Source organism: Streptantibioticus rubrisoli, from assembly GCF_024436055.1.
GTDB classification, from domain to species: domain Bacteria; phylum Actinomycetota; class Actinomycetes; order Streptomycetales; family Streptomycetaceae; genus Streptantibioticus_A; species Streptantibioticus_A rubrisoli.
Genome location: NZ_JANFNH010000022.1, coordinates 21923 through 35239, shown reverse-complemented (window position 1 = coordinate 35239; position 13317 = coordinate 21923). Strand labels below are relative to the sequence as shown.

The 13317-nt window shown below is 67.6% G+C and carries 10 protein-coding genes; 4 read left to right on the top strand and 6 right to left on the bottom strand.

Features of this window, described 5'->3' with window-relative positions:
• The first annotated feature begins 15 nt into the window (after positions 1-15).
• The 4 genes from NON19_RS18820 to NON19_RS18805 are packed head-to-tail and all read left to right on the top strand — an operon-like array spanning position 16 to position 3925.
• Entirely contained in the window at positions 16-939 is a 924-nt protein-coding gene (locus tag NON19_RS18820; protein ID WP_255929591.1) for an ABC transporter permease, read from the top strand.
• Positions 932-1909: an ABC transporter permease gene (locus NON19_RS18815; protein WP_255929589.1), complete on the top strand. Its 978-nt coding sequence runs from the start codon at positions 932-934 to the stop codon at positions 1907-1909. The genes NON19_RS18820 and NON19_RS18815 overlap by 8 nt, the downstream gene beginning before the upstream one ends.
• Positions 1910-1920: 11 nt before the next feature.
• Positions 1921-2901, top strand: coding sequence for an ABC transporter ATP-binding protein (locus NON19_RS18810; RefSeq protein WP_255929587.1), 981 nt, complete (start codon positions 1921-1923; stop codon positions 2899-2901).
• Complete coding sequence (locus NON19_RS18805) at positions 2864-3925, top strand: ABC transporter ATP-binding protein (RefSeq protein ID WP_372514185.1); 1062 nt, start codon at positions 2864-2866, stop codon at positions 3923-3925. The genes NON19_RS18810 and NON19_RS18805 overlap by 38 nt, the downstream gene beginning before the upstream one ends.
• A 97-nt stretch (positions 3926-4022) precedes the next feature.
• Here NON19_RS18805 and NON19_RS18800 read toward each other — a convergent pair whose 3' ends face one another.
• From NON19_RS18800 to NON19_RS18775, 6 genes are all read right to left on the bottom strand, one after another.
• Positions 4023-5153, bottom strand: a complete 1131-nt coding sequence (locus NON19_RS18800; RefSeq protein WP_255929585.1) for an ABC transporter ATP-binding protein — start codon at positions 5151-5153, stop codon at positions 4023-4025.
• 21 nt (positions 5154-5174) lie between these two features.
• Positions 5175-6254 (bottom strand): ABC transporter ATP-binding protein, encoded by a 1080-nt coding sequence (locus NON19_RS18795; protein ID WP_255929583.1) that lies wholly within the window; start codon positions 6252-6254, stop codon positions 5175-5177.
• A 49-nt stretch (positions 6255-6303) separates the two neighbouring features.
• Positions 6304-7281 (bottom strand): ABC transporter permease, encoded by a 978-nt coding sequence (locus NON19_RS18790; protein WP_255929581.1) that lies wholly within the window; start codon positions 7279-7281, stop codon positions 6304-6306.
• A 141-nt stretch (positions 7282-7422) separates the two neighbouring features.
• On the bottom strand, positions 7423-9183 hold the full coding sequence (locus tag NON19_RS18785) for an ABC transporter substrate-binding protein (protein ID WP_308213706.1): 1761 nt from the start codon (positions 9181-9183) through the stop codon (positions 7423-7425).
• 82 nt (positions 9184-9265) lie between these two features.
• A complete protein-coding gene (locus tag NON19_RS18780; RefSeq protein ID WP_255929577.1) occupies positions 9266-10291 on the bottom strand; it encodes an ABC transporter permease in 1026 nt (341 codons plus the stop codon).
• 474 nt (positions 10292-10765) lie between these two features.
• Positions 10766-12892, bottom strand: coding sequence for a S9 family peptidase (locus tag NON19_RS18775; protein WP_255929575.1), 2127 nt, complete (start codon positions 12890-12892; stop codon positions 10766-10768).
• Between the last annotated feature and the right edge of the window lie 425 nt (positions 12893-13317).

The following is a 13317-nucleotide window of genomic DNA, read 5'->3' as shown; positions in this document are numbered from 1 at the left end:
GTCTGGAAAGGCTCCATGGGACGGTATGTGATCCGGCGGCTGCTGCAGATGATCCCGGTCTTCGTCGGCAGCACGTTCCTGATCTTCGTCATGGTGTACGCACTGGGTGACCCCGTTGCCGCGCTGTTCGGCGAACGCGCCCCCGATCCGGCGACCGCCGCGCAGATCCGCAGGGACCTGTATCTCGATCATCCGCTGTGGCAGCAGTACACCCACTACATGGCGCAGATCTTCCAGGGGAACTTCGGCACCGCTTTCACCGGCCAACCGGTACTCGAACTCATGGGCTCGGCATGGCCGTTGACCATTCGGCTCACCATCGTGGCGATCATCGTCGAGGCGGTCATCGGCGTCATCCTCGGCATCATCACCGGACTGCGCCGGGGCCGCTCGGTGGACACCGGGGTACTGGTGCTGACGCTGATCGTGGTGTCGATTCCGACCTTCGTCAGCGGTTACGTGCTGCAGTTCCTGTTCGGCGTCAAATGGGGCGTGGTCAACCCCTCGGTGTCCCCGGCCGCGTCGTTCGACGAACTCGCGCTGCCGGGCGTGGTGTTGGCGCTGGTCTCACTGGCGTACGTCACCCGGCTTACCCGTACCTCCATCGCGGAGAACACCCGCGCCGACTACGTACGCACCGCCGTCGCCAAGGGGCTGCCGCGCCGTCGGGTGATCCTGCGGCACCTGCTGCGCAACTCCCTGATCCCGGTGGTCACCTTCATCGGCACCGACATCGGCGCGCTGATGGGCGGCGCCATCGTCACCGAGCGGATCTTCAACATCCATGGCGTCGGCTACCAGCTCTACCAGGGCATCCTGCGCCAGAACTCCCCGACGGTGGTCGGCTTCGTCACCATCTTGGTGATCGTCTTCCTGGTGGCGAACCTGCTCGTGGACCTGCTGTACGCGGTGCTCGACCCGAGGATCCGATATGCCTGAGCAACTCGACCAGCCCAACGGAAGAACCTCGACCGAGGCGGTCGGCCAAGCCGGTGCGGGCGGTGCCATGGAGTTCGCCGCCACCGAGGCGGCGTCCATCGGCCAGGCCACCGGGCCCAGCGCGCGGGCGCGCAGCCTGTGGTCGGACGCCTGGCACGACCTGCGCCGCAACCCGATCTTCATCGTCTCCGCGCTGCTCATCCTCTTTCTGGTCCTGATCGCCATCTGGCCGCAACTGATCGCCACCGGAAATCCACTGGCCTGCGACATCAACATGTCGCAGTTGGGGCCGGCGCCCGGCCACCCCTTCGGCTTCGACACCCAGGGCTGCGACGTCTACACCCGTACCGTCTACGGTGCCCGGGCCTCGGTCACCGTGGGCGTGTGCGCCACGGCCGGGGCCGCGTTGCTCGGCAGCATCCTCGGCGGGTTCGCCGGATTCTTCGGCGGCTGGTGGGACGCGCTGCTCTCCCGGATCAGCGACATCTTCTTCGGCATCCCGATCATCCTCGGCGGCCTGGTCTTCCTCTCCGTGGTCACCAACACCACGGTCTGGCCGGTGGTCGGCTTCATCGTGCTGCTGGGCTGGCCGCAGATCGCGCGTATCGCCCGCGGCGCGGTGATCACCGCGAAGCAGAACGACTACGTACAGGCCGCGCGTGCGCTCGGCGCCGGGCCCACCCGGATGCTGCTGCGGCACATCGCGCCCAACGCGGTCGCACCGGTGATCGTGGTGGCCACCATCGCGCTGGGCACGTACATCTCCCTTGAGGCGACGCTGTCCTTCCTCGGGGTGGGCCTGAAACCGCCCACCGTCTCCTGGGGGATCGACATCTCCTCGGCCTCCACCCAGATCCGCGACGCACCCCACATGCTGCTGTGGCCCGCCGCCGCGCTGAGCGTCACGGTGCTCGCGTTCATCATGCTCGGCGACGCGGTACGCGACGCCCTCGACCCCAAGCTGCGCTGAGGAGACGTCCGTTGGACACATTGCTGGACGTACGCGACCTGCACGTGGAGTTCCGCACCCGGGACGGGGTGGCCAAGGCGGTCAACGGCGTCAACTACTCGGTGAACGCGGGCGAGACGCTGGCGGTGCTCGGTGAGTCGGGCTCGGGGAAGTCGGTGACCGCGCAGGCCATCATGGGCATCCTGGACTCACCGCCCGGGCACATCACCCGCGGCAGGATCTTCTTCCAGGGCGCCGACGTTCTCTCGCTGCACCGGGAGGCGCGCCGCGTACTGCGCGGCGCCAGGATGGCGATGATCTTCCAGGACGCGCTGTCCGCGCTCAACCCGGTGCTGAGCGTGGGGGACCAACTCGGTGAGATGTTCGTGGTGCACCGGGGGCTCTCCCGCAGGGACGCCCGCGCGCGGGCCGTCGAGCTGATGGACCGGGTGCGCATCCCGGCGGCGAGGCAGCGGGTGGGGGACTATCCGCACCAGTTCTCCGGCGGTATGCGGCAGCGCATCATGATCGCCATGGCGATGGCCCTGGAGCCGGACCTGATCATCGCCGATGAGCCCACCACCGCGCTGGATGTGACCGTCCAGGCCCAGGTGATGGAACTCCTGGCGGAATTGCAACGCGAGATGCGGATGGGCCTGATCCTGATCACCCATGACCTGGGTGTGGTGGCGGATGTCGCCGACAAGATCGCGGTGATGTACGCGGGCCGGATCGTGGAGACCGCCCCCGTGCACCAGATCTATCAACGGCCCGCCCACCCGTATACCAAGGGCCTGTTGGACTCGATTCCCCGGCTGGACCAGAAGGGCCAGGAGCTCTACGCGATCAAGGGCCTGCCGCCCAGCCTGCTGCGGATCCCACCGGGCTGCCCGTTCCATCCGCGCTGCCCGATGGCGCAGGAGGTCTGCCGTACCGACGAGCCACCGCTGTACGAGGTGGGGCCGAAGCGCGGCAGTGCCTGCCACTTCTGGAAGGAGACCCTCGGTGGCTGAGGCCATCCTCCAGGTGCGGGACCTGGTCAAGTACTTTCCGCTGACGCGGGGGATCGTCTTCAAGAAGCAGATCGGCGCGGTCAAGGCCGTGGACGGGGTGGACTTCGACCTCTTCCAGGGCGAGACGCTGGGCATCGTGGGCGAGTCGGGCTGCGGCAAGTCGACGGTGGCCAAGCTGCTGATGCGGCTTGAGGAGCCGACCGCGGGGCGGATCCTGCTCAAGGGCGAGGACATCACCAGGCTGTCCGGCAAGGCGCTCAAGGCCGTGCGGCGCAACATCCAGATGGTGTTCCAGGACCCCTATACCTCCCTCAACCCGCGGATGACCGTGGGGGACATCATCGGCGAGCCCTTCGAGATCCATCCCGAGGCCGCCCCGAAGGGTGAACGCCGCCGCCGGGTACAGGAGTTGCTGGATGTCGTCGGTCTCAACCCGGAGTACATCAACCGGTATCCGCACCAGTTCTCCGGCGGGCAGCGGCAACGCATCGGCATCGCACGGGGGTTGGCCCTCAACCCGGAGATCATCATCTGCGACGAGCCGGTCTCGGCACTGGATGTATCCATCCAGGCGCAGGTCATCAATCTCATGACCCGACTCCAGAAGGAGTTCAACCTCTCCTACATCTTTATCGCGCACGACCTGTCCATCGTGCGGCATATCTCCGACCGGGTCGCGGTGATGTATCTCGGCAAGATCGTGGAGACCGGCGACGAGGAACAGATCTACGAGCATCCGACACATCCGTACACCCAGGCACTGCTTTCGGCCGTGCCGGTGCCGGATCCCTCGCGCCGGGAGGGGCGGGAGCGGATCATCCTCGCCGGGGATGTGCCGTCGCCAGCGGACATTCCGTCCGGCTGCCGGTTCCGCACCCGGTGCTGGAAGGCGCAGGAGCGGTGCGTGGTGGAGGTCCCCTTGCTGGCGGTACCTCCGCATCTCCGCGAGTCGGGCGGGCCCGCGGCGCACGATAGCGCGTGCCACTTCGCGGCGGAACGGGACTGCGCGGCTACGGCGGGGTAGGGGGTTCGTCCGACCTCGCCTTCAGCCAACGACGCACGTGAGGGGCCGGGGGCGGAGGGGTGCGGGTCCGGAGCCCCCGGCCCCGCCCCGCGACCGCTTACGCCTCCTCGATGGCCGCCAGTGCCGGGTCCAGGATCACGTCCTGCTCGCGCCCCGCGGTGGTGGGCTCCTCCGGAAAGTGGCAGGCGGTGAGGTGCCCCTCCCCGTTCCCATGGAGCCGCACCAAAGGCGGCTCCACGTCCGCACACTTCTCCCGCGCCTTCCAGCACCGGGTCCTAAACCGGCAACCGGACGGCGGGTTGATCGGCGACGGCACGTCCCCGGCCAGCCGGATGCGCTCCCGGTCGTCGTCGGGGTCGGCCTCCGGCGCGGCCGACAGCAGCGCATGGGTGTAGGGGTGCCGCGGCCCCTCGTAGATGTCCGCCCGGTCCCCGATCTCCACGATCTTCCCCAGGTACATCACCGCGACCCGCTGCGAGAAGTGCCGCACGATGGCCAGGTCATGGGCGATGAACAGGAAGGCGATGCCCATCTCCCGCTGGAGGTCCTGCAGCAGGTTGACCACCTGCGCCTGGATGGACACATCCAGCGCCGACACCGGCTCGTCGGCCACGATCAGCTTGGGCTCCAGCGCCAACGCCCTGGCCACACCGATGCGTTGCCGCTGGCCACCGGAGAACTCGTGCGGGAAGCGGTTGTAGTGCTCGGGGTTGAGTCCGACGATCTCCAGCAGCTCGCGGACCCGCTTCTCCCGGCCGCCGGGCGGGTTGATCCCGTTGATCTCCATCGGTCCGGAGATGATGCTGCCGACGGTCTGCCGCGGATTGAGCGAGGCGTACGGATCCTGGAAGATCATCTGGATCTCGGAGCGGATCGGCGCGAGTTCCTTGCGGTTGGCGTGGGTGATGTCCTGCCCGCGGTAGGAGATCCTGCCCGCGGTCGGCTCCAGCAGCCGGGTCACCAGCCGCCCGGTGGTGGACTTGCCGCACCCCGACTCGCCGACCAGGCCGAGGGACTCGCCCGCCCGTACGTCGAAGTCCACCCCGTCCACCGCCTGTACGGCGCCGACCTGCCGTTTGAACAGGAAACCGTCCAGCACGGGGAAGTGCTTGGTGACCCCGGACACCTCCAACAGCGGCTCACCGGCCGGCCGTTCGGCCGCGGGCTTGGCCAGGTTGGGCTTCGCGGGCTCGGGGCTGTGCTCCCCGGACAACGTGGGCTCGCTCATCGGTGTTTCCTCGGCTCCTGATCAGCCTGCTCGGCCCAGCAACGGCTGGATCCGCTCGGCGAAGATGGACTGCTTCTGCTCGGCCGCGAGATGGCAGGCGGACCCCCTGCCGTGGTCCAGCACGAGTGGCGGACGCTCGTCCTGGCACAGCGTGCCGTCCACCTCGTCGCGGAACGCGCAGCGCGGATGGAACGGGCAGCCGGACGGCGGGTTGAGCAGACTCGGCGGGGTGCCCTTGATCGGCTGCAACGGCACATCCACCGAGGCGGACAGCCGTGGGATGGAGCTCAACAACCCCCAGGCGTAAGGGTGTTGCGGGGTCTTCAGGATCTCCCGGACACTGCCCCGCTCCACGCACCGCCCGGCGTACATCACCAGCACGTCGTCGCAGACGTTGGCCACCACACCCAGGTCATGGGTGATGAAGATGATCGCGGTGCCGGTCTCCTGCTGCAGGTCCCTGAGCAGGTCGAGGATCTGCGCCTGGACGGTGACGTCCAGTGCGGTGGTCGGCTCGTCGGCGATCAGCAGTTCCGGATCGCAGACCAGTGCGAGCGCGATCATCGCGCGCTGCCGCATACCGCCGGAGAACTGGTGCGGGAAGTCGTCCACCCGGGTCTGCGGCTGCGGGATGCCGACCTTGCGCAGCATCTCGATCGCCCGGTCCCGCGCCTCCTTCTTGCTGGCGCCGGTGTGCTTGCGGAACGGCTCGGCGATCTGTCGGCCGACGGTGTAGTACGGGGAGAGCGCGGTCAGCGAGTCCTGGAAGATCATCGCCATCTTGTTGCCGCGCAGCTTCTCCAGCGTCCTGTTCGGCGCACCGGTCAACTCCTGGCCGTCCAGCATGATCTCGCCGCTGATGGTGGTGTTGCGCGGGTTGTGCAGGCCGAGGACGGCGAGGTTGGTGACGGACTTGCCGGATCCGGACTCGCCGACGATGCCGAGCGTCTTACCGCGCTCCAGGTCGAAGGAGAGTCCGTCCACCGCCTTGACGGTTCCGTCCTCGGTGGCGAACTGGACGTACAGGTCACGCACGGAGAGGAACGGAGCGCCCGCGTCCTGGGGCGACGCCTGCCCTTCGGGCTGGGTGAGGGTGGTCATGGGAGGGGTCTCCTGGGAAGCGGTGCGTGGGGCGGGGCGGACGGTCCGGTCATGCCAGCCGGATCCGCGGATCGATGAAGGCGTAACTGGCGTCGATGAGGACGTTGAACAGCACGATCGACGCGGCACTGAACAGCATCACGCCCATCTCCAGCGGCAGGTCGGTCTGGAGCACAGCGGCCACCGCCAGGTTTCCTATGCCGTGCAGTCCGAACGTGGTCTCGGTGATGATCGCGCCACCGAAGACCGAGCCGAGGTCGATGCCGAAGATGGTGATGATGGGACCCATCGCACCGCGCAGGGCGTAGCGGAAGAAGACATACCGCCAGTTCATGCCCTTTGCCCGGGCGGTGCGCACATGCTCCTCGGAGAGCTGCTCGACCATCAACGACCGGGTCTGGCGGCTGTAGTTGGACCAGAAGATCACGGACATCACCAGCGCGGGCAGGATCATTCCCGTGATCGAGCCGACGGGGTTGTGCGCCCAGTCCACGTCATGGCCGCGGTCCAGCCAGCCGAGGTTGTCGGCGAACAGGTAGATGGCGAGCGGACCGATGAAGTAGATCTGCACCGACTGACCGGTGAGCGAGATTCCGCTGGCGATCTTGTCGAACAGCGAGCCCTGCCGGGCGGCCGAGATCAGACCGAGCCCGACACCGATGGTCAGGAAGATGGCCGCGCCCATGACGGCGAGGGTCAGCGTGGTGGGGTAGCGGTCCTTGATGATGTCCCACACCGGCTGCTGGTTGGCGAACGAGAAACCGAAGCACGGGGCGTTGCAGTGTCCGATCGGCATGTCACGACCCGCGAACAGACCCACCATGTAGTGCCAGTACTGAACCGGGATCGGCTGGTCGAGCCCGAGGTTGTGGTGGATGAGCGCGACCGTCTGCGGATTGCAGTTCTTGCCGCAGGACAGCAGCGCCGGGTCGGCAGGGAGGGCGAAGAAGAGGAAGTAGGTGACTGCGCTGATGAGGATGAGGATGACGATGGCGCCGAGCACCCGGCGTACGAGAAATCGGAGCATTGGTCGGGATCTTCCGTAGGGGGCGCCGTCGGCGTCGGCGGCACGGTCGGAGGGGAAGGGGTTCCAGGCCGATCCGGCCGGAGGCGGCCGGTCCCGCCCCCGTTGGGCGGGACCGGCGCGCCAACCCGGTTGGTGCGGTTCCTACTTCACGTACACGGTGTTGGCGTTGATGACGCCGAGGTCCTGACGGAACGTGACACCGCCGAGGCCCTCGCCGTAGATGTTGAAGAACTTGTCGTAGCCGAACGGCACGGAGGGGGAGTCGTTCTTCAGGATGTACTCGGAGAGCTTTTCCCATTCGGCCTGCTGCGTCTTCAGGTCCGTGATCGCGTTGATGCGGTCGATCTCGGAGTTGACGTGCGGGTCGTTGATGTGGGTGTAGTTCGCCACGCCGTCCGCGATGATCCGGCCGTCCCGGACCGGCGGGATGACGGTGGAACCGTTGCCCCAGTCCGCGCCCCAGCCGGTGCGGTACAGGTCGTACGGGTTGTTCACCTTGCCGACCAGCGTGTAGTACGAGGTGGCGTCGATCGACTGGAGCTGCAGGTCGATACCGGCCTTGGCGAAGGCGTTCTTCAGCGTGGTGCCGAAGTTCCGCCACTTCGGGGTGTTGGCGAACGCCAGGGTCAGCTTCAGGTTGGAGACCCCGGCCTCCTTCAGCAGCTCCTTGGCCTTCGCCGGGTCACCGTTGGGGTTGGTCAGCTTGCCGTACGGGTCGTACGGCTTGAAGCCGCCGATGGTCGGGCTCAGCAGGTTGCTGCCCACGTCCATCTGCGCCGCGCCGCCGAGCGCCTGCTGCACCTGCTTGGTCGGGAAGGCGTACGCGATGGCCTGGCGTACCTTCGGGTCCTTGACCCGGCTGGTGTTGATGGACAGTTCCTCGACGAAGGGCTGGTACTGGTTGACGGTCCGGGACTTGAGCTTGGAGTCGCCCAGGATCGTCACCATCTGGGAGGGGGCGGCGGACTGGGACAGCGACAACGCGTCCTTGTCGTCCCCCGAACCAGCCATCAGGCGTTCCGTGAGACCCGGGTCCTGGATGCCGAGCTCGAAGTTCCACTTGTCCGGGTAGGCGTCCCGGATCGGGTCGGTCTTCGGGTCCCAGTTGTCGTTGCGGACGAGGACCAGTGACTTGCCCGCGTTGTAGCTCTCGATCTTGTACGGACCGGAGGAGACCGGGTGCTGGTCGTACTTCTGCTTGGTGTCCTTGGCCTTGGGGATCGGCGAGACGTTCGGCATCGACATCGCGTACGGGGCGTCCGCGTGCGGGGCCTGGAAGTGGAAGACGATGGTCTTGCTGTCCGGCGTCGAGATCACCGAGTCCGGCAGGTCCTTGCCGCCGTACGGGCCCTGGTAGACCTTGCGGTAGTCCTGGCCCGACAGCCAGGTCTGGACGTAGATCGGGCCCTCGGTCTCGAAGTCCGCGTAGAGGCGCTCGATGCCGTACTTGACGTCCTGGGACGTGATCGGCGTGCCGTCCTCGTACTTGAGGCCGTCCTTGAGATGGTATGTCCAGGTCTTCTTGTCCGCCGACGCCTCACCGGTGTCGGTGGCCAGGTCGCCGACGAGCTTCTCGGAGCCGGACTTCGGGTCGACCTTGTAACCGGTCAGCGTGCGGCTGTACAGCGGGGCTATCGCCTGCTGGTTGCTGACGTAGAGCTGGCCGGGGTCGAGGTGGTTGAAGTCGTCCTGCTCGAGGTCGTTGACCGTGCCGCCCTTCTTCGCACCGTCCACCGCGGGCGCCGGCCCCTGGGAGTCCGCCGCGCTGCCCAGGGTGATGGTCTGCACGGTGGGCTTGGCCACGTCGGCCGTACCGCCCGCGCCACTGCCGCCCCCGCTGCTGCACGCGCTCAGGCTCAGCGCCCCCACCGCCAGCACCGCGGCGTAATGAGTCTTACGCATTCTCATGGATTCCTGCCTGTCACTGATCTGCGACTGCCTGGAAGTCGGCCTGCCGGGACCCGGCTGCGGCGACCTTGGACACTCAACGGATGGTCTTGGGATCGAGAGCGTCCCGGACCGAGTCCCCGAGCAGGTTGAAGGCGATGACGAACACCGCCATCGCGATGCCGGGGAAGAACATGTAGGTGATGTCGGACTGGTAGAACTGCGCCGCGTCCTGGAACATCAACCCCCAGTCGGGCGTGGGGTTCTGCATGCCGACGCCGAGGAACGACAGACCGGCCTCCGCGGTGACGTTGACCGGGAGCAGCAGGGTCGACTGGACCAGGATGGTGCTCCAGACGTTGGGCAGCAGCTCCTTGCGGATGATGCGCCACGACGACGCGCCGCTGAGCCTGGCCGCCTCGATGTACTCGCGTTCGCGCAAGGACAGCACCTGAGCGCGTACCAGGCGTCCCAGGCTCATCCAGCCCAGCAGGAACTGCACGATCACCAACGCCAGGAAGCGGATGGTCGTCGACTCCTGGTCGCCGGGCTTGACGAACACCGCGGCGATGACCGGGGTGAAGGCGATGAAGAACAGCTGTTGCGGGAAGGACATCATCAGGTCGGAGAACCGGCCGACGAAGTAGTCGGTCCTGCCGCCGAGGTAACCCTGGATCAGCCCGACCGCCACACCCGCGACCACCGACAGGATCGTCACGCACAGCGCGATGCCCAGCGAGGTGCGGATGCCGTACACCAGCAGCGCGAAGATGTCCCGGCCCAGGCCGGGTTCGATGCCGAACCAGTGGCTCCCGTCGATGCCGCCGTTGGGCTTGATGGGGTAGCCGTAGGAGTTGAGCAGGTTGTCGTCCTGCCCGTAGAGCTTGTACGGATCCTTGCCGGTCAGCGAGGTGATCACCGGCGCGAAGATCGCGATCAGGATGAAGATCCCGACGATGACGGCACAGATAATGCCGGTCCGGTCCCGTTTGAAACGGAGCCAGGCCAGTTGCCTGGGGGAGCGCCCGACGAGTTCCGGGGCGATCTTGGAACCGGAACTGTTCGCTGTGGCGTCCTCAGGAACGGGCTCCGGCTCCGTCGCTGCCTGAGTAGGACTGGTCATTGGGCTTCCATCCCCGCGCAGTGGGTCGACGCGGCTTTGAGTGAATGCCGCGGGTTGTGCGGACTTTCGCAATGGATTCATTGCGGAGTCAAGAGGGGGAACCCCGGGAAAGTGATGTTCTCCAGCTTCTTGAGCGAAGATTTTGCGGATTGCCGCGCACGCGTGCTTGACAATGATCAATTCAGTGGGACGAAGGCGCCTAAACGGGCATCAAGCGACTTAACATTCCGGCAACTTGACTGTCGTCTCACCGATATACGGACGCTCCACGGTGAACACCGTACGGCCGCGCGGGTCTGGTGGATCGACCGGGGTGGTCCGGTTATGCCCCGGTCGATCGCCCGTGTCCTGGTCGGCCCTGGACTCTCCCGCGAGTCTCAGATAATTTCGTCAGAGGTAGTGACACCACCCCAAGTGGTGTCCTAATGTGTGCGAAATTCTCGGCAGGGCACCAGCACTATTCCTCGCCGAGTGTCACGCCATGCCCAAGGACTTCTTGAGGAAGTCCACCTGGAGCAGCAGCAGGTTCTCCGCCACCTGTTCCTGCGGAGTCATGTGCGTTACTCCGGACAACGGCAGCACCTCATGCGGGCGGCCCGCTGCCAACAGCGCCGAGGAAAGCCGCAGCGTATGCGCCGCGACTACGTTGTCATCCGCCAGACCGTGAATGATCATCAATGGCCGTGCGAGTTCCGCTGGTACGGACAAACCCGCCTGAGTTACGAGCGAGTTCACGTCGTACACGTTCCCGCATTCAGCCGGATCCCCCAGGTACCGCTCCGTGTAGTGGGTGTCGTACAGCCGCCAGTCGGTGACCGGCGCGCCCGCGATGCCCGCGTGGAACACATCGGGACGGCGGAGCACCGCGAGCGCCGCGAGGTAACCGCCGTACGACCAGCCGCGGATGGCGACCCGCCCGAGGTCCAGCGGATGCTCGTCGGCGAGCGCGCGCAGCGCGTCCACCTGGTCGTCCAGCGTCGCCCCGGCGAAGTCACCGGCGATGGACTTCTCCCACGCCGGGGAGCGCCCCGGCGTGCCGCGGCCGTCCGCGACGATCACGGCGAAGCCCTGGTCGGCGAACCACTGCGAGGTCAGATGCGCGTTGTGCGCGGCGACCACTCGCTGACCGTGCGGCCCGCCGTACGGATCCAGCAGCACCGGAAGCGGACCGTCCGACGCCTGGTAGCCGGTGGGCAGCAGCACCGCGGCCGGAATGCGCCGTTCGGCCGCCGCCACCAGCGTGGGCCGCGCGGTCAACAGCGGCCGCTCGGCGTACGACGCGATCTGGGCGATCTCCTTGCCGTCGCGCAGTACCCGCACCGTCGCGCCAGGGCGGTCCAGACAGGACGAGGACAGCACCGTCAACGGGCCGCCGCGCACGGCCGAGTGCACGCCCGGTGTCCGTGACACGCGCTCCACCCCGTGCTCCGCGACCCGGTAGACATGGACCTCGCCCAACTCCCGGGCAGCAGCTTCCGGTTGGGCTTCCGCGTCGGGTCCCGACGAGGCGGAGACGAGGATGCCGTCCTCGGCCACGTCGAGCACCGCCCGTACGTGCAGCCGCGCACCGGTCAGCGGCCGGTCGGCCACCATGACCACCCGGGCGTCGTCCCGGTCGGCGACCCGCACCAACTCGCCGTCCGGGCTCCAGGCCGGGACGCCGGAGAAGAGTTCAAGCCACACCGGGTCGCTCTCCTCCAGCACCTGCGCCGTCCCGCCGGTGTCCGTGTCCACCGACAGGTACACCTGCGAGCGCTGGTCGCGGGCCTGGACCAGCAGCAGCGGCCCACCGGACGCCGACCAGTGCACCCGGGCCAGATACGGATAGCGGTCCTGGTCCCAGACCACCTCGGTGCGCGAGCCGTCCAGGTCGAGCAGCGCCAGCGTGACGCGTGCGTTGGGGGTCCCGGCGGCGGGGTAGCCGACCTCGGCCGGGGGGTTCGACGGGTGCGCCGGGTCGGCGATCCACCAGCGGCGCACCGGGGAGTCGTCCACGTGCGCGGCCAGCAACCGGTCGCCGCTCGGCGACCACCAGAAGCCGCGGTGCCGCCCCATCTCCTCGGCGGCGATGAACTCCGCCAGGCCCCAGGTGTGCTTCGGGTCCGCGGGCTCGGCCAGTGCCCGGTCGCCGGTGCCGTCCGCATGGACGACGCGCAGGGCGCCCCGCGCCACGTAGGCGATCAGCCGACCGTCAGGAGAGGGCCGGGGGTCCACCACCGGTCCCGGAACGGGAAGTTCACGGGTGGTGCCCGCGCGCAGTTCGGCGATGAACAGGCGGCCGGACAGGGGGAACGCGGCCAACTCCACAGCCTGGTCGACCGCGTAGCCGACGATTCCCGCCGACCCCTCCCTGGTGCGCTCCCGTCGCGCCTGCTCCTCGGGGCTCAACTCCTCTTCCGCACCGGCCAGGAGGGCGCGGGGGTCGGCGGCGATGCGTTCCTCGCCGGTCGTGGTGTCCAGCAGCCAGAGGAGGTTGGTGCGGTCGGTACCCGAAGGGGAGCGCAGGAAGGCCACCCGCTCGCCGTCGGGGGAAGGGGAGAAGGATCTGGGGGCGCCGAGGGTGAAGCGCTGGGTCCTGGCGTGTTGCTTGGGGAAGGTCATACGTCGAAGCTAAGCGCTCCGCAGGGAGTGCGGCGATGTGCCGTCGATCGTCTACAGCGCCGTTGTGGCTGGTCGCGCCCACGCGGCGGAGCCGCACATGAACACAGCCCGGCGCCCCTTCAGGGCGCTACCGAACCGCAACGGACTTCACCCGACCTGCCTAGTTCGCTCGTGCTGGGTGGCGTTGTGGGGGTTCGCCCAGCCGCCCACCCGTTTGCCCTGGGGTTTGGCTGGCGTCGCGCCCGCGGTGGGGTTGGGGAGATGGAGTGGGGCCTTCCCCGGGCTGTTGCGTAGAACACATCGCATCCGTAATGGAGCGCCCTGGTGGGCACGCCAACACCGTGATCTCCCAAGGGAGTTGCCCAGAAATCCCTCATCTTCCCAGGCGGGACGCGGGTGTTGCCCTGAGAGGGCGAGGTGGGCAC

What these genes read in the sequence shown, in the direction of transcription:
- NON19_RS18820 (WP_255929591.1), top strand. Translation starts at nt 16, where the DNA reads ATGGGACGGTATGTGATCCGGCGGCTGCTGCAGATGATCCCGGTCTTC.
- NON19_RS18815 (WP_255929589.1), top strand. Translation starts at nt 932, where the DNA reads ATGCCTGAGCAACTCGACCAGCCCAACGGAAGAACCTCGACCGAGGCG.
- NON19_RS18800 (WP_255929585.1), bottom strand. Translation starts at nt 5,153, where the DNA reads ATGAGCGAGCCCACGTTGTCCGGGGAGCACAGCCCCGAGCCCGCGAAG.
- NON19_RS18795 (WP_255929583.1), bottom strand. Translation starts at nt 6,254, where the DNA reads ATGACCACCCTCACCCAGCCCGAAGGGCAGGCGTCGCCCCAGGACGCG.
- NON19_RS18790 (WP_255929581.1), bottom strand. Translation starts at nt 7,281, where the DNA reads ATGCTCCGATTTCTCGTACGCCGGGTGCTCGGCGCCATCGTCATCCTC.
- NON19_RS18785 (WP_308213706.1), bottom strand. Translation starts at nt 9,183, where the DNA reads ATGCGTAAGACTCATTACGCCGCGGTGCTGGCGGTGGGGGCGCTGAGC.
- NON19_RS18780 (WP_255929577.1), bottom strand. Translation starts at nt 10,291, where the DNA reads ATGACCAGTCCTACTCAGGCAGCGACGGAGCCGGAGCCCGTTCCTGAG.
- NON19_RS18775 (WP_255929575.1), bottom strand. Translation starts at nt 12,892, where the DNA reads ATGACCTTCCCCAAGCAACACGCCAGGACCCAGCGCTTCACCCTCGGC.